Origin of the sequence: Streptomyces sp. NPDC058335 (assembly GCF_042723915.1) — a bacterium.
Taxonomy (GTDB): Bacteria; Actinomycetota; Actinomycetes; order Streptomycetales; family Streptomycetaceae; genus Streptomyces.
The window spans coordinates 217,707-241,470 of the sequence record NZ_JBHXHX010000006.1; the positions used below are offsets into that span (position 1 = coordinate 217,707).

The 23,764-nt window shown below is 67.3% G+C and carries 37 protein-coding genes; 5 read left to right on the plus strand and 32 right to left on the minus strand.

Annotated elements, in window-relative coordinates:
• Positions 1–185: 185 nt before the first annotated feature.
• Positions 186–1,400, minus strand: coding sequence for a glycosyltransferase 87 family protein (locus ACFWJX_RS13495; protein ID WP_383241299.1), 1,215 nt, complete (start codon positions 1,398–1,400; stop codon positions 186–188).
• Between the two features lie 74 nt (positions 1,401–1,474).
• Between ACFWJX_RS13495 and ACFWJX_RS13500 the strand changes: the two genes are divergently transcribed.
• Positions 1,475–2,353 (plus strand): hypothetical protein, encoded by an 879-nt coding sequence (locus ACFWJX_RS13500; RefSeq protein WP_383241302.1) that lies wholly within the window; start codon positions 1,475–1,477, stop codon positions 2,351–2,353.
• A gap of 19 nt (positions 2,354–2,372) precedes the next feature.
• Here the strand turns inward: ACFWJX_RS13500 and truA are convergent, their stop codons facing one another.
• The 31 genes from truA to rpsJ all read right to left on the minus strand — a co-directional run bounded on the left by truA (position 2,373) and on the right by rpsJ (position 19,870).
• Entirely contained in the window at positions 2,373–3,227 is an 855-nt protein-coding gene (gene truA, locus ACFWJX_RS13505; protein ID WP_383241304.1) for a tRNA pseudouridine(38-40) synthase TruA, read from the minus strand.
• 73 nt (positions 3,228–3,300) lie between these two features.
• Complete coding sequence (gene rplQ, locus ACFWJX_RS13510) at positions 3,301–3,825, minus strand: 50S ribosomal protein L17 (protein ID WP_383241307.1); 525 nt, start codon at positions 3,823–3,825, stop codon at positions 3,301–3,303.
• 145 nt (positions 3,826–3,970) lie between these two features.
• Positions 3,971–4,993 (minus strand): DNA-directed RNA polymerase subunit alpha, encoded by a 1,023-nt coding sequence (locus ACFWJX_RS13515; protein ID WP_252545593.1) that lies wholly within the window; start codon positions 4,991–4,993, stop codon positions 3,971–3,973.
• Positions 4,994–5,115: 122 nt separating this feature from the next.
• A complete protein-coding gene (gene rpsK, locus ACFWJX_RS13520) occupies positions 5,116–5,520 on the minus strand; it encodes a 30S ribosomal protein S11 (RefSeq protein WP_010354218.1) in 405 nt (134 codons plus the stop codon).
• Between the two features lie 64 nt (positions 5,521–5,584).
• A complete protein-coding gene (rpsM, locus tag ACFWJX_RS13525) occupies positions 5,585–5,965 on the minus strand; it encodes a 30S ribosomal protein S13 (RefSeq protein WP_020132619.1) in 381 nt (126 codons plus the stop codon).
• Between the two features lie 205 nt (positions 5,966–6,170).
• Positions 6,171–6,284: a 50S ribosomal protein L36 gene (gene rpmJ / locus ACFWJX_RS13530; RefSeq protein WP_003998809.1), complete on the minus strand. Its 114-nt coding sequence runs from the start codon at positions 6,282–6,284 to the stop codon at positions 6,171–6,173.
• 70 nt (positions 6,285–6,354) lie between these two features.
• Positions 6,355–6,576 (minus strand): translation initiation factor IF-1, encoded by a 222-nt coding sequence (infA, locus tag ACFWJX_RS13535; protein ID WP_004927214.1) that lies wholly within the window; start codon positions 6,574–6,576, stop codon positions 6,355–6,357.
• Positions 6,577–6,892: 316 nt separating this feature from the next.
• Positions 6,893–7,729 (minus strand): type I methionyl aminopeptidase, encoded by an 837-nt coding sequence (map, locus tag ACFWJX_RS13540; RefSeq protein ID WP_383241313.1) that lies wholly within the window; start codon positions 7,727–7,729, stop codon positions 6,893–6,895.
• A 106-nt stretch (positions 7,730–7,835) separates the two neighbouring features.
• On the minus strand, positions 7,836–8,498 hold the full coding sequence (locus tag ACFWJX_RS13545; protein ID WP_383241316.1) for an adenylate kinase: 663 nt from the start codon (positions 8,496–8,498) through the stop codon (positions 7,836–7,838).
• Positions 8,498–9,811 carry a preprotein translocase subunit SecY gene (gene secY, locus ACFWJX_RS13550; protein WP_150472366.1) on the minus strand — a complete coding sequence of 438 codons (1,314 nt, stop codon included), beginning with the start codon at positions 9,809–9,811 and terminating at the stop codon, positions 8,498–8,500. Before secY ends, ACFWJX_RS13545 begins: the two co-directional genes overlap by 1 nt.
• Positions 9,812–10,056: 245 nt before the next feature.
• Positions 10,057–10,512, minus strand: a complete 456-nt coding sequence (gene rplO, locus ACFWJX_RS13555; protein ID WP_383241319.1) for a 50S ribosomal protein L15 — start codon at positions 10,510–10,512, stop codon at positions 10,057–10,059.
• 2 nt (positions 10,513–10,514) lie between these two features.
• Positions 10,515–10,697, minus strand: a complete 183-nt coding sequence (rpmD, locus tag ACFWJX_RS13560) for a 50S ribosomal protein L30 (protein WP_030788246.1) — start codon at positions 10,695–10,697, stop codon at positions 10,515–10,517.
• Positions 10,697–11,305 carry a 30S ribosomal protein S5 gene (gene rpsE, locus ACFWJX_RS13565; protein ID WP_007384078.1) on the minus strand — a complete coding sequence of 203 codons (609 nt, stop codon included), beginning with the start codon at positions 11,303–11,305 and terminating at the stop codon, positions 10,697–10,699. The genes rpmD and rpsE overlap by 1 nt, the downstream gene beginning before the upstream one ends.
• A gap of 43 nt (positions 11,306–11,348) precedes the next feature.
• Entirely contained in the window at positions 11,349–11,732 is a 384-nt protein-coding gene (gene rplR, locus ACFWJX_RS13570) for a 50S ribosomal protein L18 (RefSeq protein ID WP_073491925.1), read from the minus strand.
• Positions 11,733–11,735: 3 nt separating this feature from the next.
• A complete protein-coding gene (gene rplF / locus ACFWJX_RS13575) occupies positions 11,736–12,275 on the minus strand; it encodes a 50S ribosomal protein L6 (RefSeq protein WP_073491924.1) in 540 nt (179 codons plus the stop codon).
• 24 nt (positions 12,276–12,299) lie between these two features.
• A complete protein-coding gene (rpsH, locus tag ACFWJX_RS13580; RefSeq protein WP_073491923.1) occupies positions 12,300–12,698 on the minus strand; it encodes a 30S ribosomal protein S8 in 399 nt (132 codons plus the stop codon).
• Between the two features lie 209 nt (positions 12,699–12,907).
• Positions 12,908–13,093 carry a type Z 30S ribosomal protein S14 gene (locus ACFWJX_RS13585; RefSeq protein ID WP_003948630.1) on the minus strand — a complete coding sequence of 62 codons (186 nt, stop codon included), beginning with the start codon at positions 13,091–13,093 and terminating at the stop codon, positions 12,908–12,910.
• 5 nt (positions 13,094–13,098) lie between these two features.
• Complete coding sequence (gene rplE / locus ACFWJX_RS13590) at positions 13,099–13,656, minus strand: 50S ribosomal protein L5 (RefSeq protein WP_053753925.1); 558 nt, start codon at positions 13,654–13,656, stop codon at positions 13,099–13,101.
• Positions 13,656–13,979: a 50S ribosomal protein L24 gene (rplX, locus tag ACFWJX_RS13595; protein ID WP_073491922.1), complete on the minus strand. Its 324-nt coding sequence runs from the start codon at positions 13,977–13,979 to the stop codon at positions 13,656–13,658. Before rplX ends, rplE begins: the two co-directional genes overlap by 1 nt.
• A 2-nt stretch (positions 13,980–13,981) precedes the next feature.
• Complete coding sequence (rplN, locus tag ACFWJX_RS13600) at positions 13,982–14,350, minus strand: 50S ribosomal protein L14 (RefSeq protein WP_003998823.1); 369 nt, start codon at positions 14,348–14,350, stop codon at positions 13,982–13,984.
• A 135-nt stretch (positions 14,351–14,485) separates the two neighbouring features.
• Positions 14,486–14,773, minus strand: coding sequence for a 30S ribosomal protein S17 (gene rpsQ, locus ACFWJX_RS13605; RefSeq protein WP_009327090.1), 288 nt, complete (start codon positions 14,771–14,773; stop codon positions 14,486–14,488).
• The gene (gene rpmC, locus ACFWJX_RS13610; RefSeq protein WP_003998824.1) at positions 14,773–14,997 is read right to left on the minus strand and encodes a 50S ribosomal protein L29; all 225 of its coding nucleotides are present in this window, start codon (positions 14,995–14,997) and stop codon (positions 14,773–14,775) included. The genes rpsQ and rpmC overlap by 1 nt, the downstream gene beginning before the upstream one ends.
• On the minus strand, positions 14,997–15,416 hold the full coding sequence (gene rplP, locus ACFWJX_RS13615; protein WP_004927269.1) for a 50S ribosomal protein L16: 420 nt from the start codon (positions 15,414–15,416) through the stop codon (positions 14,997–14,999). The genes rpmC and rplP overlap by 1 nt, the downstream gene beginning before the upstream one ends.
• Before the next feature lie 5 nt (positions 15,417–15,421).
• Positions 15,422–16,258, minus strand: coding sequence for a 30S ribosomal protein S3 (gene rpsC, locus ACFWJX_RS13620; RefSeq protein ID WP_252545591.1), 837 nt, complete (start codon positions 16,256–16,258; stop codon positions 15,422–15,424).
• On the minus strand, positions 16,258–16,605 hold the full coding sequence (gene rplV / locus ACFWJX_RS13625; RefSeq protein ID WP_026252021.1) for a 50S ribosomal protein L22: 348 nt from the start codon (positions 16,603–16,605) through the stop codon (positions 16,258–16,260). The genes rpsC and rplV overlap by 1 nt, the downstream gene beginning before the upstream one ends.
• Positions 16,606–16,647: 42 nt before the next feature.
• Entirely contained in the window at positions 16,648–16,929 is a 282-nt protein-coding gene (gene rpsS, locus ACFWJX_RS13630; RefSeq protein WP_005481224.1) for a 30S ribosomal protein S19, read from the minus strand.
• A 12-nt stretch (positions 16,930–16,941) separates the two neighbouring features.
• A complete protein-coding gene (gene rplB, locus ACFWJX_RS13635; RefSeq protein WP_030039757.1) occupies positions 16,942–17,778 on the minus strand; it encodes a 50S ribosomal protein L2 in 837 nt (278 codons plus the stop codon).
• A 38-nt stretch (positions 17,779–17,816) separates the two neighbouring features.
• Positions 17,817–18,236: a 50S ribosomal protein L23 gene (gene rplW / locus ACFWJX_RS13640; RefSeq protein WP_073491921.1), complete on the minus strand. Its 420-nt coding sequence runs from the start codon at positions 18,234–18,236 to the stop codon at positions 17,817–17,819.
• Complete coding sequence (rplD, locus tag ACFWJX_RS13645; protein ID WP_073491920.1) at positions 18,236–18,892, minus strand: 50S ribosomal protein L4; 657 nt, start codon at positions 18,890–18,892, stop codon at positions 18,236–18,238. The genes rplW and rplD overlap by 1 nt, the downstream gene beginning before the upstream one ends.
• Before the next feature lie 8 nt (positions 18,893–18,900).
• Positions 18,901–19,545, minus strand: coding sequence for a 50S ribosomal protein L3 (gene rplC, locus ACFWJX_RS13650; protein WP_073491919.1), 645 nt, complete (start codon positions 19,543–19,545; stop codon positions 18,901–18,903).
• Between the two features lie 16 nt (positions 19,546–19,561).
• Positions 19,562–19,870 (minus strand): 30S ribosomal protein S10, encoded by a 309-nt coding sequence (gene rpsJ, locus ACFWJX_RS13655; protein ID WP_003948644.1) that lies wholly within the window; start codon positions 19,868–19,870, stop codon positions 19,562–19,564.
• A 519-nt stretch (positions 19,871–20,389) separates the two neighbouring features.
• On the opposite strand from rpsJ, the gene ACFWJX_RS13660 reads away from it, so the two are divergent.
• From ACFWJX_RS13660 to ACFWJX_RS13675, 4 genes are read left to right on the plus strand one after another with little or no spacing between them, the layout of a single operon-like run.
• Entirely contained in the window at positions 20,390–20,974 is a 585-nt protein-coding gene (locus ACFWJX_RS13660) for a hypothetical protein (RefSeq protein ID WP_383241333.1), read from the plus strand.
• Positions 20,975–21,013: 39 nt separating this feature from the next.
• Positions 21,014–21,739 carry a hypothetical protein gene (locus tag ACFWJX_RS13665; RefSeq protein ID WP_383241336.1) on the plus strand — a complete coding sequence of 242 codons (726 nt, stop codon included), beginning with the start codon at positions 21,014–21,016 and terminating at the stop codon, positions 21,737–21,739.
• Positions 21,739–23,460 (plus strand): putative T7SS-secreted protein, encoded by a 1,722-nt coding sequence (locus tag ACFWJX_RS13670; protein ID WP_383241339.1) that lies wholly within the window; start codon positions 21,739–21,741, stop codon positions 23,458–23,460. Before ACFWJX_RS13665 ends, ACFWJX_RS13670 begins: the two co-directional genes overlap by 1 nt.
• Positions 23,461–23,763 carry a YrhB domain-containing protein gene (locus ACFWJX_RS13675; protein ID WP_383241342.1) on the plus strand — a complete coding sequence of 101 codons (303 nt, stop codon included), beginning with the start codon at positions 23,461–23,463 and terminating at the stop codon, positions 23,761–23,763. It abuts the gene before it with no gap.
• Position 23,764 lies beyond the last annotated feature (1 nt).

Genomic DNA, 23,764 nt, shown 5'->3' on the forward strand with positions numbered 1-23,764 from the left:
CAGCCCTGACCGCACTGCGGTGACGCATACCGCGTGCAGGTCGCTGGTCATCGGCCCGGTGGACCGGTGTAAGGGCCCGTCCCGTGAGAATGAGCAAGCCAATACACAACGAAGATGCAGGATACCTGCGGTGGCTGGGCCGGGTCAAAACGAGGCCTTCGGCCGCCGGGCATCACTGCTTCTTCTCACCCAGTGTAAATGTGATCGCCGCCGGGAGCTGCCGCCCGCCGGCTCTCACCCGTCGGCCCGGACGGTCCCGTCCTCGGACGCCGGTCCGGCCGGTGCGCGGCCACCGTGACCATCAGCACGCACAACGTCACCGCGTCCTTGAAGGCCCGGCGCTGCACCTGTTCCAGATAAGGCCAGGTCAGACCGGGTAGCTGGGGCACCATCGCCAGCCAGAACCACGGCCCCCGCGCCACCGAGCCGGCGTACGGCAGCCCGGCCAGGAGCAGTGGCACGACGACGACCAGATAGTGGTCGTACGACGGTCGTGAGACCAGGAACACCGAAAGCATCAGCCCCGCCGCGGTCTCGGAGAGCCTCAGCGGGCCGGGATCGGCACGGCCCCAGCGCCGGTACGCCGCGGCCAGTCCCACCGCACAGGCCGCCAGCGCGAGCGTCCGGGCCGCGAGCCGCGGCACCCCCAGCCGCGGCAGCACGGCCCCCGGGGAAGCCTCGTAGAGCCGTACGAAGGCGTCCTGGCCGTGCAGCAGGAAGGGCAGGGTCCGGGTGAGGAAGCCGGCCGGGTCGGGCAGCAGCAGGGCGCACGCGCCCGAGAGCAGCGCCGGGACCGCGGCCAGGACGGCGAGCGCCTTCCAGCGGCCCGCGAAGAGGAACAGCAGCGCCAGCGGGGCCAGCAGCGGCTTCAGCGCCAGGGCCGTACCGAGCACCGCGCCCGCCGCCGTCCAGCGGCCCCGGCTCATCATCAGCAGCCCCAGCGGCAGCGCCAGGACCGCCGTCGCCGTCCAGTTGCCGAGCCGCACCAGGTGCCCGAAGGGCGCGAAGCCGGCCGCGAGCACGATCAGCCCGAGCGCCGAGAGCCGGCTGTCCAGCGGCACCCGGTGCAGCCTCAGCGCGCACGCCCAGCCGCCCACCAGGCAGGCCAGGACCGCCGAGGGCACCAGCACGCGCAGCAGATCCGGCGGCAGCAGCGCCTGCGGTACGGCTGCGAGCACCGCGCCCGGCAGATACAGGAAGTGCGGGTCGTCGTACGGGGAGTGCCCCGCCAGCCAGGCCTGTGCCGCCCGGACGACGATCGCGTTGTCCATGCCGCCGTCCGGGGTGGCCCGCGCCACATGCCCGGTCAGCGCGCCCAGCACCGCGACCAGGCCCAGCCACGGCGGCCAGGGAGAACGCCGTACCAACCACCCTGAGATGTCGTCTTTGCCCGTACTCATTCCCTGAACGCTAGGGGCAGCGGAGCTTGTTGAGGCGGAACAGCACACCTCCGGCCCCGTCTAAGATGCGGCCCATGAGCTATGGGCAGGGGGGACCTCAGTCCCAGTGGGATCCCTGGAAACGGAACTCCGAGCAGCCGTGGACCAGCGGCGCCACGGACCCGACGCCGGACTGGGCCGCGCTCGCCGAGGCGTCGGAGTCGCGCAACAAGCGCCGCCGGCTGCTGCTGATAGGCGGGGGCGTGCTCGCGACGCTCGGCGTCGGCACCGCCGTCGCCATGGCCGTGGTGTCGGCGAACGGCGGTGACGAGGCGTCCAACCGGCCGTCCTCCTCGCTGCCCGCCACCGCCGACCTGCCGAGCGCGTCCGCGACCCCGTCCTTCGCCCCGACCAGCGCCCCGCCGCCGCTGGACCCGAAGGAGTTCGTCTCCAGCAAGGCCAAGGACAGCGCGCCCAACGGCCCGGACATCATGTTCCCGGGCAGACAGTTGACGATGGGCTCGGCCGTCTACAAGAAGGCCGCGAAGGCCGACACCACCAACTGCGTCACCGCCGTCCAGGGCACCCTGCCCAAGGTGCTCACCGACAACGGCTGCACCCGCCTGATGCGCGTGACCTACGTCAAGGACGGCGTCGCCGTGACGGTCGGCGTGGCCGTCTTCGACACCGAGGCCCAGGCACTCAAGGCCAAGGGGCAGGCCGACAAGAGCAGCATCGTCAAGGCGCTGACCGGCACCGACGCCAAGTCCTTCTGCGCCGGCGCGATCTGCCGCTCGACGACCAACTCCTACGGCCGCTACGCCTACTTCACGATCACCGGCTTCACCGCCGGCAAGGACGTGACGACGAAGGACACCCAGGTCTTCGCCGCCGGGGACGGCCTCGCGGAGTTCACGTTCCAGCAGATCCGCCGCCGCGGCGAGACCCAGGCATCGGCGGCGGCGAACCAGTGACCCACTCCCCCGGGGCGGGTCAGCAGCACCCGGCCCCGGGCAGGGTGCGCCTGTTCCGCGCCTCCTTGTTGCGCGCGGCCAGCAGCTCGTCGGCCGGATAGCCGACCTCCTCCAGCGTCAGCCCGTGCGGCCGTACGACGTGCACCGCCGAGTCCCGTACGCCCGCGGCCAGCACCTTCCCCGGCCACTCCGGACCCCGGTGCCCGTCCCCCACGAACAGCAGCGCCCCGATCAGCGAGCGCACCATGTTGTGGCAGAAGGCGTCGGCCCGCACGGTCGCCGTGACGATCCCGTCGTCACCGCGCACCAGGCTCAGCTCCTGGAGGGTGCGGATCGTGGTCGCCCCCTCCCGCCGCTTGCAGTAGGCGGCGAAGTCGTGCTCCCCGAGCAGCCGCTCGGCGGCCTCGTTCATGGCGTCGACGTCGAGGGGCCAGTCGTGCCAGAGGACGTGACCGCGCAGCAGCGGGTCCACCCCGCCCGGGTTGTCGGTGACCCGGTACGCGTACCGCCGCCAGATCGCCGAGAACCGGGCGTTGAAGCCGCTGGGGGCCTCCCGCAGCGCCCACACCCGTACGTCCTTGGAGAGCCGTCCGGCGAGCCGCTTGAGCAGCTTCGCGTGATGCTCCGCCCAGACCTCGCGCGGCAGATCGACATGCGCGACCTGCCCCCGCGCGTGCACACCGGCGTCCGTACGCCCGGCCACGGTCAGCTCGTACGTCTCCCTCGACCGGGTGACCGTACGCAGGGCGTCCTCGATCTCCCCCTGCACGGTCCGCCGCCCGCCGGCCTGCTTGGCCCACCCGGAGAACTCCGCCCCGTCGTAGGACAGGTCCAGCCGCACCCGTACGAAACCGGGCTGTACTTCGTCACTCACCCCTAGATCCTCTCGACAACGCGAGAGCGGGCCCGCCCCGAAGGGCGGACCCGCTCACACGCAAGGCAGAGCCTCAGGCGTCCTTCGACTCCTCGGACGCGCCCTCGGCCTTGGCCTCGGCAGCGTCCTCGACGACCTCGTCGGACTTGGCCTCGACGGCCTCGTCCTTCTTCAGGGCGTCTTCCTTGACCGCGCGCTTCGTCGCGGCCTCGGCCTCACCGGTCGCCAGCTGCGCCACCGTCAGCGCCTCGACCAGCTCGATGACAGCCATGGGCGCGTTGTCGCCACGGCGGTTACCGATCTTGGTGATACGGGTGTAACCACCCGGACGGTTCTCGTAGCGCGGACCGATCTCGGTGAAGAGCGTGTGCACGATGCTCTTGTCCGAGATGACCTGGAGCACCTGGCGACGGTTGTGAAGGTCACCCTTCTTCGCCTTGGTGACCAGACGCTCGGCGTACGGCCGCAGACGGCGGGCCTTCGCCTCGGTGGTGGTGATACGGCCGTGCTCGAACAGCTGCTTCGCGAGGTTCGCGAGAAGCATCTTCTCGTGCGCGGCGCTGCCGCCCAGACGGGCACCCTTGGCGGGCTTCGGCATGGTCTTTCTCCTCAGTGTCTGCCCCGGCCGTACCAGGTACCGGAGTCAGTATCCGAGCGGGCGGTCGCCCGTCGGAGACCCCGCGCCCCCAGGGGGCGCGGGGAACTGCGCGACCAGCCGAAGCGGTCCCGCAGCCAAAAACGGATCAGTACTGCTCGGTCTCGACGAACCCGGCGTCCACGTCGTCATCCGCGCCGAAGGCGTCGGCAGCGGCCGTGGGGTCGAATCCGGGCGGGCTGTCCTTGAGCGCGAGGCCCATGCCGGCCAGCTTCGCCTTGACCTCGTCGATCGACTTCGCACCGAAGTTGCGGATGTCGAGCAGGTCGGCCTCGGAGCGGGCCACGAGCTCACCCACGGAGTGGATGCCCTCACGCTTGAGGCAGTTGTACGACCGAACGGTGAGCTCCAGCTCCTCGATCGGCAGCGCGAGATCAGCGGCGAGAGCGGCGTCCGTGGGAGACGGGCCCATGTCGATGCCCTCGGCGTCGATGTTCAGCTCGCGGGCGAGACCGAACAGCTCGACCAGGGTCTTGCCCGCGGAGGCCATGGCGTCACGGGGACGCATCGACTGCTTGGTCTCGACGTCGACGATCAGCTTGTCGAAGTCGGTGCGCTGCTCGACACGCGTCGCCTCGACCTTGTACGTGACCTTGAGAACCGGCGAGTAGATCGAGTCGACCGGGATGCGCCCGATCTCCTGACCGACCTGCTTGTTCTGCACGGCGGAGACGTAACCGCGGCCACGCTCGACCGTCAGCTCCATCTCCAGCTTGCCCTTGCCGTTGAGCGTGGCGAGGACCAGGTCGGGGTTGTGCACCTCGACACCGGCCGGGGGCGCGATGTCGGCGGCGGTGACCAGACCCGGACCCTGCTTGCGCAGGTACATCACGACCGGCTCGTCGTGCTCCGAGGAGACGACCAGCTGCTTGATGTTGAGGATCAGGTCGGTGACGTCCTCCTTGACGCCCGGCACGGTGGTGAACTCGTGCAGCACGCCGTCGACGCGGATGGACGTGACAGCCGCACCCGGGATCGAGGACAGGAGGGTCCGGCGGAGAGAGTTGCCGAGGGTGTAGCCGAAGCCCGGCTCCAGCGGCTCGATCACGAACCGGGAGCGGAATTCGTCGACGACCTCTTCGGTCAGTGACGGACGCTGAGCAATCAGCATGGTGCGTTCCTTCTGTCAGGGGCGACCGCTATTTGACGCCCTGATATGAGACAAGGGTACGGGCGATATGACTCAGAAGAGCCATACCGCCCGACAACCTCAGTCCGACAAGCAGCCGTGCGTCAGACGCGGCGGCGCTTCGGCGGACGGCAGCCATTGTGGGGCGTCGGGGTGACGTCCTGGATGGAGCCGACCTCGAGGCCCGTGGCCTGCAGGGAACGGATGGCGGTCTCACGACCGGCGCCCGGACCCTTGACGAACACGTCGACCTTGCGCATGCCGTGCTCCTGCGCGCGACGGGCAGCCGACTCGGCGGCCATCTGCGCGGCGAACGGCGTGGACTTGCGCGAGCCCTTGAAACCGACGTGGCCGGCGGAGGCCCACGAAATCACGTTTCCGGCCGGGTCCGTGATGGACACGATCGTGTTGTTGAACGTGCTCTTGATGTGCGCCTGGCCATGCGCGACGTTCTTCTTTTCCTTGCGGCGCACCTTCTTGGCAGCGCCCTGACGACCCTTGGGGGGCATCTAATACTCCTACGGGAGGTGGTCGGTCCTACAGCGAAGACCGCTGATGAGCGTCCGCTGAGGACTACTTCTTGCCCGGCTTCTTCTTGCCGGCAATGGCGCGACGCGGGCCCTTGCGGGTACGAGCGTTCGTGCTGGTGCGCTGACCGCGGACGGGCAGACCACGACGGTGACGGAGACCCTGGTAGCAGCCGATCTCGACCTTGCGGCGGATGTCGGCCTGGATCTCGCGACGGAGGTCACCCTCGGTCTTGATGTTGGCGTCCACGTACTCGCGGATCGCGACGAGCTGCTCCTCGGAGAGGTCGCGAACGCGGGTGTTCGGGTCGACGCCGGTCGCAGCCAGCGTCTCCTGGGACAGGGTTCGGCCGATGCCGAACACGTAGGTGAGGGCGACCTCCACGCGCTTTTCGCGCGGGATGTCAACACCGGAAACGCGTGCCATTCAATGGCTCCTGGTGATCTTCGGAGGTCTTCCGCAGAACCGTCTCCCAGCCGCCGGCCTCTTCCCTGGGAAGATTTGGTACGGACTGGGTCCCCGGCCTCCGAACCGGGGGTGTCAGACCAGAGGTCTGGGTTCTGCGTATGAACATATTCAGCTCGCGTCGCGCGAAGTTCTGCGTGATGCAGAGGGTGGGATCTGTGTGCGATCAGCCCTGGCGCTGCTTGTGGCGCGGGTTCTCGCAGATCACCATGACCCGACCATGACGGCGGATCACCCTGCACTTGTCGCAGATCTTCTTGACGCTCGGCTTGACCTTCATGGGATGTGAGGTTCTCCGGGTCAGTTGCCGGTCACCCCGTGCGGGAACGCACGGGGGGCCTGGGCAAGATCTACTTGTACCGGTAGACGATCCGGCCACGCGTCAGGTCGTACGGAGACAGCTCCACCACGACCCGGTCGTCAGGGAGGATGCGGATGTAGTGCATGCGCATCTTGCCGCTGATGTGCGCCAGGACCTGGTGGCCGTTCTGGAGCTCAACCCTGAACATGGCGTTCGGAAGAGACTCGACGACAGTGCCCTCGATCTCGATGGCACCTTGCTTCTTGGCCACGCTTCGCCCTTCGAATCGACTACCTTGATCGACTCCTGGGCTTTCCCTTACGGGCGCATACAGACATGCGGGTGCACAAGAGCCGACGAGTCAGTCTACGTCAGCACACCCGGAAACACGAATCGAGGAAGGAAGTGTGCCCCGCGAAGGAGATCCTTAAGCGGCCCTCGGCCCGTCCGGCGTTCGAGGACGAGGCCGACGCGGCCGTTCAGGGCCGGAAGGGGGGTCGGGGGGCACATGTCCGGGGGCACAGCCCCCGGGTTCTGGACGGAAGGGCGGCGGGGGCGAGCAGACCTCGAGCCCCCGCCCGCACTCTCTAGCCCAACGGGTCCGGCGCGGCCGCGACCCCGTGCTCGGCAAGCTTCGCCTTGCCACCGTCCACAGCCGTCAGCACCAGCGGCCCCTGCTCCGTCAACGCGACGGAGTGCTCCCAGTGCGAGGACCAGGTCCCGTCCGTCGTGATGACGGTCCAGTCGTCCGAGAGGACCTCCGTCCGCGGCGTCCCCAGCGACACCATCGGCTCGATGGCCAGGCAGAAACCGGGAACCAGCTTCGGCCCCTTGCCCCGCTTGCGGTCGACGTAGTTCAGCAGGTGCGGGTCCATGTGCATCTCGGTGCCGATGCCGTGGCCGCCGTAGTCCTCGATGATCCCGTAGCGACCGCCGCCCGGCTTCGGCTGGCGACGGATGTACGTCTCGATGGCCCGGGACACGTCCACCAGCCGGTTGCCCGGCTTCATCGCGGCGATGCCGGCCCACATCGACTCCTCGGTCACCCGGGAGAGCTCGATCAGCTCCGGCGCGTGACCGGAGCCGACGAAGGCGGTGTAGGCGGCGTCGCCGTGCCAGCCGTCGACGATCGCGCCGCAGTCGATGGAGATGATGTCCCCGTCCTTGAGGACGACCTCGTCGGAGGGGATGCCGTGGACGACGACGTCGTTCACGGAGGTGCAGATGGTCGCGGGGAATCCGCCGTAGCCGAGGAAGTTCGACTTCGCGCCGTGCTCGGCGAGGACCTTGCGGGCGACCTCGTCGAGGTCCTTGGTCGACGCCCCCGGCACCGCCGCTTCCCGCGTCGCCGCGTGGATGGCGGCGACGACCAGGCCCGCCGCACGCATCTTGGCGATCTGCTCGGGGCTCTTGATCTGGACCATGGGGGGCCTGCGCTCTCCGTCACTCAGGTCGGTCGATGACACATACGTACACAACAGTACGGCCGTGGCGTCCCGGAGGACTCCACGGCCGTACCCGGGACGGAACCTACTGGCCGTCGTCCTCGCGCTTCAGCGCCGCCAGCGCGCGGCCGGTGACCTCGTCCACCGGGCCCATGGCCTCGATCGTCACGACCAGACCCTGTGCCTTGTAGTAGTCGATGATCGGCTCGGTCTGCGTGTGGTAGACCTCCAGCCGCGTGCGGACGGTCTCCTCGGAGTCGTCGTCGCGCTGGTACAGCTCCCCGCCACAGACGTCACAGACGCCGTCCTTCGACGGCTGCTTGTACGTCACGTGGAAGACGTGCGAGGAGTCGTTACGGCAGATGCGCCGGCCGGCGATCCGCTTGACGACCTCCTCCTCGGGGGCCTCCAGGTCCAGTACCGCGTCCAGCTTGATGCCCTCGGTGGTGAGGAGCTCGTCCAGCGCCTCGGCCTGCGAGACATTGCGCGGGAAACCGTCGAGCAGGAAGCCGCGCTCGGCGTCCGGCTGCTCCATGCGGTCCTTCGCCATGGCGATGGTGACCTCGTCGGGGACGAGGTTGCCGGCGTCCATGTAGGACTTCGCGAGTTTCCCGAGTTCCGTCTGCCGGCTGATGTTGGCGCGGAACAGGTCGCCCGTGGAGATGTGCGGTACGCGCAGCTTCTCGGCTAGGCGAGTGGCCTGCGTTCCCTTACCGGCACCCGGCGGCCCGACGAGGACGATACGCATCAGCGGAGGAACCCTTCGTAATTGCGCTGCTGGAGCTGGCTCTCGATCTGCTTCACCGTCTCGAGCCCGACACCCACGATGATCAGGATGCTGGTGCCACCGAACGGGAAGTTCTGGTTTGCCCCGAAACCAGCCAACGCCATCGTCGGCACGAGAGCGATAAGCCCCAAGTACAGCGAACCCGGCCAGGTGATCCGGTTGAGTACGTAACTCAGGTACTCAGCGGTCGGTCGGCCAGCCCGGATGCCCGGGATGAAGCCACCATACTTCTTCATGTTGTCGGCTACTTCCTCGGGGTTGAAGGAAATGGCCACGTAGAAGAACGCGAAGAAGACAATCAGGAAGAAGTAGAGAGTGATGTGCGCGGGCGCCGCCGTGTCGGCCAGGTTCTGTGTGATCCAGGTCGCCCAGCCTGCCTGCGAATTGGAGAACTGGACGATGAGCGCCGGAATGTAGAGCAGCGACGAGGCGAAGATGACCGGGATCACGCCGGCCTGGTTCACCTTCAGCGGGATGTACGTCGACGTGCCGCCGTAGGACCGGCGGCCGATCATGCGCTTCGCGTACTGCACGGGGATGCGGCGCTGGGCCTGCTCGACGAAGACCACCAGGCCGACCATGACGAGGCCGACCAGGATGACCGTGCCGAACTCGATCCAGCCGCCGGCCAGCGTGCCCTGCTTCTTGATGGCCCACAGCGCGGAGGGGAAGGTCGCGGCGATCGAGATGAACATCAGGATCGACATGCCGTTGCCGATGCCGCGGTCGGTGATCAGCTCACCGAGCCACATGACCGCGGCCGTACCGGCGGTCATGCAGATGACCATCGTGATGGTGGTGAAGATCGCGCGGTCCGGGACGATCTGGCCGGCCACCGAGCAGCCCGAGAACAGCGCGCCACTACGGGCGGTGGCCACCAGGCCGGTGCCCTGGAGGATGGCGAGCGCCACGGTGAGGTACCGGGTGTACTGGGTGATCTTCGCCGTACCGGACTGGCCCTCCTTCTTGAGCGCTTCCAGCCGTGGAATGACCACGGTCAGCAGCTGAAGGATGATGCTCGCCGTGATGTACGGCATGATGCCCAGCGCGAAGATCGTGATCTGCAGCAGCGCGCCGCCGCTGAACATGTTGACCAGACCGAAGAGGCCCTGGTTGCCGGATGCCTCGTCCACGCAGGTCTGGACGCTCTTGTAGTCGACACCCGGGATCGGGACATGGGTGCCGACCCGGTAGACCACGATGATGCCGAGCGTGAAGAGCAGCTTGTTGCGCAGGTCGGGCGTCTTGAACGCCCGGGCGAACGCGGTGAGCACGGTGCCTCCTGCGACCCCCGCGCGTCTGCGTCAAGGGTGACGGTGTTGAGGTTCCAATAAGAACAACGACATGTGTAACGGTCGACTGCCGCCCAAGGTGCCCCATCGGAAGCACCTTGTGAAAGAGGGCAGTGCAGGCCACCTTACCGGCGAGACTGCCGCCCTAGGAACGACCAACCGGGGATACCCCATTTGTGGGGTATCCCCGGTCGGGATCGCTCAAGTCATCGAGACGCCTGTGGTGTTCAGACGAGCTCGGTGACGGTACCGCCCGCGGCGGTGATCTTCTCCTTGGCGGACCCGGAGACGGCGTCGACCGTCACCTGGAGCGCCACGGAGATCTCGCCCTGGCCGAGGACCTTGACGAGGCTGTTCTTGCGAACGGCACCCTTGGCGACGAGACCCTCGACGGTGACCTCGCCACCCTCCGGGTACAGCTCCGCCAGCTTGTCGAGGTTCACGACCTGGAACTCGGTCTTGAACGGGTTCCGGAAGCCCTTGAGCTTCGGAAGGCGCATGTGGAGGGGCATCTGCCCACCCTCGAAGCGCGCCGGAACCTGGTAACGGGCCTTCGTGCCCTTGGTACCACGACCGGCCGTCTTACCCTTCGACGCCTCACCACGACCCACACGGGTCTTGGCGGTCTTGGCGCCCGGGGCGGGACGGAGGTTGTGGATCTTGAGCGGGCTGTTTTCCGCCATGATCAGTCGACCTCCTCGACCGTCACGAGGTGGCGGACGGTGTGAACCATTCCGCGGAACTCGGGGCGGTCCTCCTTGACGACCACGTCGTTCAGGCGCTTGAGCCCGAGCGAACGCAGGGTGTCACGGTGGTTCTGCTTGCTGCCGATGTACGACTTCGTCTGCGTGATCTTGAGCTGAGCCATTACGCAGCACCAGCCCCGGCACGCGCACGCAGCAGAGCCGCGGGAGCGACGTCCTCGAGCGGCAGACCACGGCGAGCCGCGATCTCCTCGGGACGCTGCAGGCCCTTCAGGGCCGCCACGGTCGCGTGCACGATGTTGATCGCGTTCGACGAACCGAGCGACTTCGACAGGATGTCGTGAACGCCGGCGCACTCGAGCACGGCACGCACCGGGCCACCGGCGATAACGCCGGTACCGGGGGACGCCGGCTTGAGCAGGACGACGCCCGCCGCCTTCTCACCCGTGATCGGGTGCGGGATGGTGCCCTGGATACGGGGGACCTTGAAGAAGTGCTTCTTGGCCTCCTCAACACCCTTGGCGATGGCGGCCGGCACCTCCTTGGCCTTGCCGTAACCGACACCGACGGTGCCGTCACCATCGCCCACCACGACCAGCGCGGTGAAGCTGAAGCGACGACCACCCTTCACTACCTTGGCGACGCGGTTGATCGCGACAACGCGCTCAACGTACGCGGTCTTCTCGGCGGCAGCTGCGCCACCGTCACGGCCCTTCCGGTCCCGCCGCTCGCCGCCACCGGCACCGCCACCGCGGCGCTGGGGTCCAGCCATTGGAATTACCTCTCTCTGTCTCCGCTAGCTACGGAACCAGGACTCAGAACTTGAGTCCGGCCTCGCGGGCTGCGTCCGCCAGAGCGGCAATGCGCCCGGCGTACTGGTTACCACCACGGTCGAAAACGACGGCCTCGACACCGGCGGCCTTGGCACGCTCTGCGACCAGGGCGCCGACCTGCTTGGCCTGCGCCGACTTGTCGCCCTCCGCACCGCGGATCGACGTGTCCAGTGTGGACGCCGAAGCCAGGGTGTGACCCTTCAGGTCGTCGATCACCTGCGCCACGATGTGGCGGTTGGAGCGAGTGACGACCAGACGCGGGCGCTCCGACGTACCGGCGATCCGCTTGCGGATCCGGATGTGTCGGCGCTTGATCGCGGCGCGCTTGTAGGCGTCGCCCTTCAGAATCTTCTGCCCGTATGCCATGGCTTACTTACCCGCCTTTCCGACCTTGCGGCGGATGACTTCGCCCTCGTACTTGACACCCTTGGCCTTGTACGGGTCGGGCTTGCGCAGCTTGCGGATGTTGGCCGCAACCTCGCCGACCTTCTGCTTGTCGATGCCCTCGACCTGGAAACGGGTCGGGTTCTCCACCTTGAAGGTGATTCCCTCGGGGGCTTCGACGGTGATCGGGTGGCTGTAACCGAGCGCGAACTCGAGGTTCGAGCCCTTGGCGGTCACGCGGTAACCGACACCACTGATTTCGAGCTTCTTCACGTAACCCTGGGTCACGCCGGTGATCATGTTCGCCACCAGCGTGCGGGACAGGCCGTGCAGGGCCTTGCTCTGACGCTCGTCGTTGGGGCGGGTGACGTTCAGAACGCCGTCCTCACCCTTGGCGATCTCGATCGGCGCAACGACGGTGTGGGTCAGCGAGCCCTTGGGGCCCTTGACCGAAACCGTCTGGCCGTCGATGGTGACGTCCACGCCGGCGGGAACCGTGATAGGGAGCTTGCCAATGCGCGACATAGCTGTTTCCTCCGTTCCCTTCCGCTACCAGACGTAGGCGAGAACTTCTCCGCCTACGCCCTTCTTGCCGGCCTGCTTGTCGGTGAGGAGACCGTGCGACGTGGAGATGATCGCCACGCCGAGGCCGCCCAGCACCTTGGGCAGGGAGGTGGACTTCGCGTAAACCCGGAGACCGGGCTTGGAGATCCGCTTGATGCCCGCGATGGAGCGCTCACGGTTCGGACCGAACTTCAGCTCGAGGGTGAGGTTCTTACCCACCTCGGCGTCCTCGATCTTCCAGCCCGTGATGAAGCCCTCCTGCTGGAGGATCTCCGCGATGTGAGACTTGATCTTCGATGCCGGCATCGTCACGGAGTCGTGGTACGCCGAGTTCGCGTTCCGCAGACGCGTCAGCATGTCTGCGATCGGATCAGTCATGGTCATGAGTTGGCCTGTGGCCTCTCTCGCCGGGGTTTCCTGGTGCGCCATCCCTCTCCCCGATCCGAGACGGGACGGGTGCGGCGCGGTGGACCTACGGCGTAGTAAGTCGTACGGGCGTCAGGCGCCCAACCCTCCTAGCCTAAGCCATGGAGGGGCGGGCACCTGACACTGCCCTTTACTTACCGAGAGCTCAGGAATCCCGAATTACGGGATTACCAGGAGCTCTTGGTCACGCCCGGCAGCTCGCCACGGTGAGCCATCTCACGAAGGCACACGCGGCAGAGGCCGAACTTGCGGTACACGGAGTGCGGACGGCCGCAGCGCTGGCAGCGCGTGTAGCCGCGTACTCCGAACTTGGGCTTACGAGCAGCCTTGGCAATCAGAGCCTTCTTCGCCATCTCGCTCACGCCTCCTTGAAGGGGAAGCCGAGGTGACGAAGGAGCGCACGGCCCTCAGCGTCGTTGGTCGCCGTGGTGACCACGGTGATGTCCATACCCCGGACGCGGTCGATCTTGTCCTGGTCGATCTCGTGGAACATGACCTGCTCCGTGAGACCGAAGGTGTAGTTGCCACGGCCGTCGAACTGCTTGGGGGACAGACCACGGAAGTCGCGGATGCGCGGAAGCGCGAGCGACAGGGTGCGGTCCAGGAACTCCCACATGCGGTCGCCACGGAGCGTGACGTGAGCACCGATCGGCTGACCCTCGCGCAGCTTGAACTGCGCGATGGACTTGCGGGCCTTGGTGATGGCCGGCTTCTGACCGGTGATGGTGGTCAGGTCACGGACGGCACCGTCCATGAGCTTCGAGTCACGGGCGGCGTCGCCGACACCCATGTTGACCACGATCTTGACGAGACCGGGGATCTGCATGACGTTCTCGTACTTGAACTCGTCACGCAGCTTGCCCGCGATCTCCTCGCGGTACTTCGTCTTCAGACGCGGAGTGGTGGTGGTAGCCATCAGATGTCCTCACCCGTCCGCTTGGCAACGCGGATCTTGTTGCCCTCGTCGTCGAAGCGGTAACCGACACGCGTGACGACCTTGTTGCCGTCCTTCTCCACGACCAGCTGAACGTTGGACACGTGGATGGGGGCTTCGGTGGTCACGATGCCGCCGGCCTGGGAACCGCTGGCGGTGGGGCCGGCCTTGGTGTGCTTCTTGACCCGGTTGACACCCTCGACCAGGACACGGTCCTCACGGGGGAAGGCCGCAATGACCTTGCCCTGCTTGCCCCTGTCCTTACCGGTGATGACCTGGACCAGGTCGCCCTTCTTGATCTTCATGCTTACAGCACCTCCGGCGCGAGCGAGATGATCTTCATGAACTTCTTCTCGCGCAGCTCACGGCCGACCGGGCCGAAGATACGGGTGCCGCGAGGGTCGCCGTCGTTCTTCAGAATGACGGCGGCGTTCTCGTCGAAGCGGATGTACGAGCCGTCCGGACGGCGGCGCTCCTTGACGGTGCGAACGATGACCGCCTTGACGACGTCACCCTTCTTCACGTTGCCACCGGGGATCGCGTCCTTGACGGTGGCGACGATGACGTCACCGATGCCCGCGTAGCGGCGACCGGAGCCACCGAGCACACGGATGCAAAGGATTTCCTTCGCACCAGTGTTGTCGGCGACACGCAGTCGCGACTCCTGCTGGATCACGTCTATCTCCTGTTTGTCTGCCGGTTCCCGGCAGGGGCCGCCTCTTCACGAGGTGAAGCCCCTGCCGAGCCTGGCGGAACTGTCCTGCGGGGTTGCCCGCAGGCGTACTGGTGGAGGCTCCCTTGCGGGAACCGCCTACTTGGCCTTCTCGAGGATCTCGACGACGCGCCAGCGCTTCGTGGCGGACAGCGGACGCGTCTCCATGAGGAGGACACGGTCGCCGACGCCGGCAGCGTTCTGCTCGTCGTGAGCCTTGAGCTTGTTCGTACGGCGGATGACCTTGCCGTACAGCGCGTGCTTGACGCGGTCCTCGACGGCGACGACGACGGTCTTGTCCATCTTGTCGCTGACGACGAGACCCTCACGGGTCTTGCGGAAGCCGCGGGCCTCTGCAGTCTGCTCAGTCACGTTGTTCTCACTCATCAGGCGCTCTCCACCGTCTCGATGCCCAGCTCGCGCTCACGCATCAGGGTGTAGATCCGCGCGATGTCCTTTCGGACGGCCTTCAGCCGACCGTGGTTCTCGAGCTGACCGGTCGCCGCCTGGAAGCGGAGGTTGAACAGCTCTTCCTTGGCTTCGCGGAGCTTCGCGAGAAGCTCCTCGTCACCCAGTTCGCGCAGCTCGGACGCCTTGGTACCGGCCGACATCACGCTTCACCTGCCTCGCGCTTGACGATCCGGCACTTCATCGGCAGCTTGTGCGCTGCGCGAGTGAGGGCCTCACGGGCGATCTTTTCGTTGGGGTAGGACAGCTCGAACATGACCCGACCCGGGTGCACGTTCGCGATCCACCACTCGGGCGAACCCTTACCGGAACCCATGCGGGTCTCGGCGGGCTTCTTCGTGAGCGGGCGGTCCGGGTAGATGTTGATCCAGACCTTGCCGCCACGCTTGATGTGGCGGGTCATCGCGATACGAGCCGCCTCGATCTGGCGGTTGGTCACGTACGCCGGCGTGAGGGCCTGAATGCCGTACTCGCCGAACGCGACCGTCGTACCACCCTTGGCCTGACCGCGGCGCTTCGGGTGGTGCTGCTTGCGGTGCTTGACCCTACGGGGGATCAGCATGTCGGTCAGGCCTCCGTTCCGGTGCTCTCAGCCGGAGCGGCGGCGGGAGCCTCGGCCTTGGGGGCCTCGGCACCGGCAGCCTGCTGCGGCTTGCGACCGCGCCGCTCGCCACCGCCGCCACGGCCACCACGGGCCGGGCGGTCGGCGCCGCCGCCACCGCCACGGGCCGGGCGGTTGCCGGCGCGGGCAGCGGCGTTCTCGGCACGGACCTCGGCGATGTTCTTCACATCGCCCTTGTAGATCCAGACCTTCACACCGATGCGGCCGAAGGTCGTCTTGGCCTCGAAGAAGCCGTAGTCCACGTTCGCGCGGAGCGTGTGCAGGGGCACACGGCCCTCGCGGTAGAACTCCGAGCGGGACATCTCGGCGCCGCCGAGGCGGCCACCGCACTGGATCTTGATGCCCTTGGCGCCGGCCTTCATCGCCGACTGCATGCTCTTACGCATGGCGCGGCGGAAGGAGACGCGGGAGGAGAGCTGCTCGGCGACGGCCTGGGCCACCAGCTGCGCATCCGTCTCGGGGTTCTTGACCTCGAGGATGTTCAGCTGGACCTGCTTGCCCGTGAGCTTCTCGAGGTCGCCGCGGATGCGGTCGGCCTCGGCGCCACGGCGGCCGATGACGATGCCCGGACGAGCGGTGTGGATGTCCACACGCACGCGGTCACGGGTGCGCTCGATCTCCACCTTCGAGATGCCGGCGCGCTCCATGCCGGACGTCATCATCCGACGGATGGCGACGTCTTCCTTGACGTAGTCCTTGTACAGCTTGTCGGCGTACCAACGGGACTTGAAGTCCGTGGTGATGCCGAGCCGGAACCCATGCGGGTTAACCTTCTGGCCCATTACCGGGTTCCTTCCTTGCTGCTGACGACCACGGTGATGTGGCTGGTCCGCTTGCGGATCCGGTAGGCGCGGCCCTGGGCACGCGGCCGGAACCGCTTCAGGGTCGGACCCTCGTCGACGTAGGCCTCGGAGATGACAAGGCTGTCGACATCGGTGTGGTCGTAGTTGTGCGCGGCGTTGGCGATGGCGCTGTCAAGCACCTTGCCGACCGGCACGCTCGCGGCCTGCGGGGCGAAACGCAGGACCGCCTGAGCCTCCGTGGCATCCATGCCACGGATAAGGTCCACCACGCGGCGGGCCTTCATGGGCGTAACGCGGATGTACCGCGCCTGGGCCCTGGCTTCCATGGTTGTCCTTCCAGTGTCTGTCATGGTCGATTCCACCCCGCGTTAGCGGCGCTTCGACTTCCGGTCGTCCTTGACGTGACCCCGGAAGGTGCGCGTCGGCGAGAACTCGCCGAGCTTGTGGCCGACCATCGACTCGGTGACAAACACCGGAATGTGGGTCTTGCCGTTGTGCACCGCGATCGTGTGGCCGAGCATGGCCGGGATGATCATCGAGCGACGGGACCAGGTCTTGATGACGTTCTTGGTGCCTGCCTCGTTCTGTACGTCCACCTTCTTGATCAGGTGGTCGTCGACGAAGGGCCCCTTCTTGAGACTGCGCGGCATCTAAACCCGCTCCTAGCGCTTCTTGTTCGTCTTGCGGCGGCGGACGATGTACTTGTTCGAAGCCTTCTTCGGCGAACGAGTACGACCTTCCTTCTGACCCCAGGGGCTGACCGGGTGGCGACCACCGGAGGTCTTGCCCTCACCACCACCGTGGGGGTGGTCAACCGGGTTCATCGCCACACCGCGAACGGTCGGGCGGACGCCCAGCCAGCGCTTACGGCCGGCCTTGCCCCAGTTGATGTTGCTCTGCTCGGCGTTGCCGACCTCGCCGACCGTGGCGCGGCAGCGCTGGTCGACCAGGCGGATCTCACCGGACGGCATGCGGAGGTGGGCCATGGTGCCCTCCTTCGCGAGCAGCTGCACGGAGGCACCGGCGGAGCGGGCGAACTTGGCGCCGCCACCCGGACGGATCTCGATCGCGTGGATCGTGGTACCGACCGGGATGTTGCGGAGCGCCAGGTTGTTGCCCGGCTTGATGTCGGCCCCGGGACCGTTCTCGACGCGGTCACCCTGCTGCAGGTTGCGCGGGGCGAGGATGTAGCGCTTCTCGCCGTCCGCGTAGTGCAGCAGCGCGATGCGCGCGGTGCGGTTGGGGTCGTACTCGATGTGCGCGACCTTCGCCGGCACGCCGTCCTTGTCGTGACGACGGAAGTCGATCACTCGGTAGGCGCGCTTGTGTCCGCCACCCTGGTGGCGAACGGTCACACGACCGGCGTTGTTACGGCCGCCCTTGCTGTGCAGCGGGCGGACCAGCGACTTCTCCGGCGTGGACCGCGTGACCTCGACGAAGTCGGCGACGCTGGAGCCACGACGGCCCGGCGTAGTCGGCTTGTACTTGCGGATTCCCATTTCTCAGTCCTCGTCCGATATCGGACGATCCGACCCGCTTACGCGGTCGGACCGCCGAAGATGTCGATACGGTCGCCCTCAGCGAGGGTCACGATCGCGCGCTTGGTCGCAGCGCGCTGACCGAAACCGGTCTTGGTGCGCTTGCGCTTGCCCTGGCGGTTGATCGTGTTGACCCCGGTGACCTTGACCGAGAAGACCGCCTGGACGGCCTGCTTGATCTGGGTCTTGTTGGCGTTCGGGTCGACGATGAACGTGTACTTGTTCTCGTCGAGAAGCGCGTAGCTCTTCTCCGACACGACCGGCTTCAGCAGCACGTCACGGTGATCCGTGTACGCCTTGCTGGGCGCGGTGACGACGGTGTTCTTGCCCTCGGCGGCGTGGCGGCGGGCCTTCGCGAGACGCGCGGCCTTGGCGGCCTTCGCAGCCTTGGGGGCGATGCTCGGGTGACGCGTAGCCATCAGGCGTCACTCCCTTCGGTGTCGTTGGCCTTCGGGCCGGCGACGAAGGACTCGAGAGCGGCCTGGGTGAAGACCACGTCGTCCGAGACGATCACGTCGTACGTGTTCAGCTGGCCCGGCTCCAGGATGTGCACCTGGGGCAGGTTGCGGGCGGACAGCCACGCGGCCTCGTCGGAGCGGTCGATGACCAGGAGCACGTTCTTACGCTCCGAGATCTTGCCGAACAGCGTCCGAGCGGACTTCGTGGACGGAGTCTCACCCTCGATCACGCCGGTGACGACGTGGATCCGGTTGTGGCGGGCCCGGTCGGTGAGGGCGTGGCGCAGAGCGGCAGCCTTCATCTTCTTCGGGGTCCGCTGCGAGTAGTCACGCGGCTGCGGGCCGTGGACGACGCCACCGCCGGCGAACTGCGGCGCGCGGGTCGAGCCCTGGCGGGCGCGGCCGGTGCCCTTCTGGCGGTACGGCTTCTTACCGCCACCACGGACTTCACCGCGGCGCTTGGTCTTGTGCGTGCCCTGACGGGCAGCGGCGTTCTGCGCGACGACGACCTGGTGGATCAGCGGGATGCTGATCTTCTCCACGCCGAAGATCTCCGCGGGGAGCTCGACGCTACCGGTCTTCTCGCCTGCAGGCGAAAGGATGTCAACAGTGCTCATCGGTTACCTCAGGCCCCCTTGGCCGCGGTGCGGACCAGGACGAGGCCGCCGTTCGGACCGGGAACCGCGCCCTTGATGAGCAGCAGACCCTTCTCCGCGTCAACGGCGTGGACGGTCAGGTTCTGGGTGGTGACGCGCTCGTTGCCCATGCGACCCGCCATGCGGAGGCCCTTGAACACGCGGCCCGGGGTGGCGCAGCCACCGATGGAACCGGGGGAGCGGTGCTTGCGCTGGGTGCCGTGTCCGGCGCCGAGGCCCTTGAAGTTGTGACGCTTCATGACACCGGCGAAGCCCTTGCCCTTGCTCTTGCCGGTCACGTCGACCTTGATGCCGGCCTCGAACACCTCAGCGGTGATCTCCTGGCCGAGGGTGTACTCGCTGGCGTCAGCGGTACGGATCTCGACGAGGTGGCGGCGGGGAGTGACGTCGGCCTTGGCGAAGTGGCCCTTGAGGGGCTTGTTCACCTTGCGCGGGTCGATCTCGCCGAAGGCGATCTGGACGGACTCGTAGCCGTCGGCGTCGTTCGTACGGACCTGGGTGACGACGTTGGGTCCGGCCTTGACGACGGTGACGGGAACAACACGGTTGTTCTCGTCCCACACCTGCGTCATGCCGAGCTTCTCGCCCAGGATGCCCTTGATCTGCTTCGTCATCTTCAGATCACCGGCCTCAGAGCTTGATCTCGATGTCGACACCGGCCGGGAGGTCGAGTCGCATCAGAGAGTCAACGGTCTTGGGCGTCGGGTCGAGGATGTCGATCAGGCGCTTGTGCGTGCGCATCTCGAAGTGCTCGCGCGAGTCCTTGTACTTGTGCGGCGACTTGATGACGCAGTACACGTTCTTCTCAGTGGGCAGCGGCACCGGGCCCGCGACCGACGCACCAGTACGCGTCACCGTCTCGACGATCTTCTTCGCCGAGCTGTCGATGACCTCGTGGTCGTAGGCCTTGAGCCGGATGCGGATCTTCTGTCCCGCCATGGCTACTCAGTAGTCCTGTCTCTTCTAACGCTCTGGACCTGGTCGGCCCCTTACCGTTCTCCGACCCACGCGGTCGGGCGTGTCGCTCTCCCACTGACACGGATGTCCCACGTTCGAACATCCCTGCGGGGAATGCGCACGGCCCTACCGGAACCGCAGACCGAGGGCGGAAGGCCCACCGGGTGCCTGATCGGTGTCGCGCCCACGCTTCCCGGAAGATTCCCGTACGTCCGCCCCAGCGCTGCCGTGAGGCAGTTAGGGCGACGAGTACTGTGGGACTCGCTTCCAGTCCTCCCGGCGGGAGGCGCGCAGCATCAACACTCGACCGAGCAACTCGGACAGTCTGCCATATGGGGCAGCCCCTCCGCCAATCGAGCCGGAGACAATACCCCGGACGTGACGCAGGTCAAACGCGAGGCGCGACGGCGCCTGTGACCCCTGTGTGGAGGAGGCGTAGGGGCGTTGTGCGTTCCCGGCCCAGACTCCACCTCCTCACGAGCGGCCGCCATAATCGTCGGCATGTCTGAACACGGGGGCACAGGGAGCGAGCCGCCGGGGAAGATCGTTCCCAGGTCACGGCTCGCCGAGTACGCGGAGATGACGGTCCCCCCGGGCGATCCGGGCGATCCGGGCGACGGGCGGGTGCCGCCCCCCGCGGGGCCGGACACACGGCCGGCGCCGGAGCCGGCACCCGCTTCGGCGTCGGAGGACCCCGAGGTCGAGGCCCGTCGGCAGCGGTTCGGCGAGTTGCTGGAGGAGTTCCGCGTGACGCCGGTGCTGGTGCCACTCGGTGACGGCCCCGGCCCGGACGGCGAGCGGGGCCTGCTCACGGCCGACTGGAACGGCGTGCGGTTCATCCTGGCGTTCTCCGACGGACAGGCACTGGCCCGCTACGCCCGTGCACGGGGCGAATACCACCGCGAGTGGATCTACCAGACGATTCTCGGGGCCCGTCTGCTGGATGTGGCGGTGCCCGCCGCGGGCGTGCCCTGCGGGGTCGCGCTGGACTGCGCGGACGGCCCGGACGGCGTGGTGTTTCCGCCGGTGCTGGGCGTCGTACCGGACGCGGTGGCCGTGGACCGTGAGCGGGGGAACGGACTGTGACCGGCGGCGAGGTGCCGGTGAGCGGCGGTGGAGGTGCCCGTGAGCAGTGACGGCGTGCCCGTGAGCGGTGGCGGGGTGCCCTCGGACGGCGGCTGGGTGCCGGCGCAGGGCGGCGGCGGTCCCGACCTGAAGGCACAGGGCCTGAATCTGGTCGCCAAGGGCCTGACCGAGGCACTGGGCGAGCTGAAGGAACTGGGCATGGTCGGCATGGCCGGTGCCGGGCGCGGCTTCGGCGACATCGCCCTGAACGGGCTGGATCTCGGGCACGAGGGGCTGACCGGGACGTTCGGCTCGTTCTGTGAGCGCTGGGAGTGGGGGGTGCGCTCTCTGATCAACGAGGGCAACGCGTTCGCCGTCAAGACCGGCCTGGCCGCGGGCACCCTGCACGAGACCGAGGAGTACGTCGAGGGCACCTTCAAGGTCGTCACCAACGCGGCCATCGGCAATCCGTACGCCTCCGAGGACGAGGTCACGCAGATGGGCTGGGGCGACATCGCCACCTCCGGCGTGTACGGCGGTGACGTCGACTACAGCAAGGAGTCCTTCGAGGAGGCGCTGGCGAACAGCGGGCAGGGCTGGAAGGACGCGGGCCGCGACGTGATGACCTCGCACACCGTCGGCCCGGTCGGCCTCAACCCCCAGAACCTGCACGAGCAGTTCGGGGTCTCCGACGCCGAGTACGACAAGATGCTCGACGACACCTTCGGGCCCTCGCCCGAGGCCCGCGCCGAGGCCGCGCAGCGGCAGGCCGGGGCTGATCGCTGATGGGCATCGTCGGTGACATCAAGGACGGCCTCAACTCCGGTCTGGAGGTCGGCGAGGACCTCTTCGACGAGGGCAAGAAGAAGCTCGGCGAGGGCATCGACTACGTCACCGACAAGGCCGGTGACGGGCTCGACCACGTCGGTCTGCACGACGCGGCCGACGCGGTGGAGGACTTCGGCGACGAACTGGCCGCCGACCTCGGTGCCATGCCCGGCGAGCAGCAGCTGGGCGAGACCGAGGAGGCCGGCGAACTCGTCCACGGCAACCCCGCCAGGATCCGGGAGAGCGCCAAGCACCTCAAGGACTTCCAGGCCGCCTTCGACAAGGTCGGCACGGGGATGAAGAAGGTCGACTCCTCCGGCTGGAAGGGCGAGGGCGGCAGCGCCTTCCGCGAGAAGTTCGGCGTGCACCCCGCCAAGTGGCTGCACGCGGCCGACGCCTGCGAGACGGCCGCGGGGGCGCTGGACTCGTACGCCGAGACGGTCAAGTGGGCGCAGGGGCAGGCCAGGGAGGCCGTCGAACTCTACAAACAGGGCAAGAAGGCCTCCGTGCAGGCCGTGGAGGCCTACAACAAGAAGGTCGACGCCTACAACGCCAAGATCAGGGCGGACCAGGACCCCGGACCACAGCCCGGACCGTTCCACGATCCGGGCATCGACGACATCCGGGCGGCACGGGAGAAACTGGCCCAGGCCCGGAAGCAGCGCAACTCCGCCGCCACCGACGCACAGACCCAGGTCAAGGCCGCCCTCGCCCACGCTCCCGCCGAACCCCCGCCGCTCGACCGGCTCGGCGGCAACATGATCGACGGCTACCAGGCCCTCAACACCGAGCTGACCCATGTCGTCGGCGGCGCCCTGAAGGGAACCGCCGGCCTGCTCAACTTCGTCCGCGGCCTGAACCCCCTCGACCCCTACAACCTCACGCACCCGGCCGCATACCTCCAGAACGTCAGCATGACGCTCTCCGGCCTCGTCTCCACGGCCGCCCACCCCGAACGCGTCGTCCAGGCCGTCGTCGACGGCTTCAAGAAAGACCCCTCCGAATTCGTGGGCCGCCTCCTCCCCGAACTCATCGGCACCAAGGGCGCCGGGTTGGGACGCACGGCACTGCGCACCGGCCTCAAGGAAGGCGCGGAGGCCGGTGCGTCGAACCTGGCGTCCAAGGGGCTGAAATACGGGGACGAGGCGGTCGGCTCCGCACCGAAGGACTGGAGTGGACTGGCGAAATCCACGGATCAGGTCGGCGAGAAAGCCATTCACTATGATTCCGTGGATCCGAAGGCGGCCAAGGATTTCCTGGACAGCGAATACCCCTGGTTGAAGGACGTCAACAACACCGGTATGCCGGGTTACACGGACAACTGCAGTCACAATGTCGTCGCGGTGGACCGCAGGATGGACGGCGCGGAGGTCAGCGCCGCACCCAAGCAGGCGGGCGACCACATCCCGCCCGAGCAGCTCGGTCTGCCGAACCGGGCCAAGGGTCACTACGACATGGTCAACAGCTACGATGACATCGTCAAGGACCTCCAGGCCCGCGGCGAGGGTTCCCGCAGCGCCGTGTACATCAGCCGCCCGGACGGCACGGCACACGTCTTCAACGCTGTGAACACCAAACACGGTGTCGTGTTCCTCGACGGGCAGAGCGGGCAGCTCGGAATGCTGGAGAAAAACGTCTCCTCCATCGGGCACATCCCTTATCGCGACGGAGTCAAATAAATGGTGACCAAAGAAGAAGCCGTCCTGGCGGGAGCCCACTTCCTGAGGACCGCCGGATATCCGGACCGGCCGGACTCCATCGTCATGCTCCCGGAAACCGCAGTCGAATTCCCTTACGGCTGGACCGTGCGCTTCGATTTCAAGGAGCACATCGAGACCGGCGACTCCACGCAGGCCCCCTTCTCATCCGTCGTGGTCGTCCCCCACGACGGAACGCCTGCCCACTTCGCCCCGACGTTCCCTCCGGTGGCGACGTACATGGAGATGCGCGCCGCGGGCAACTGGCCCCCCAAGAAGGGATAGG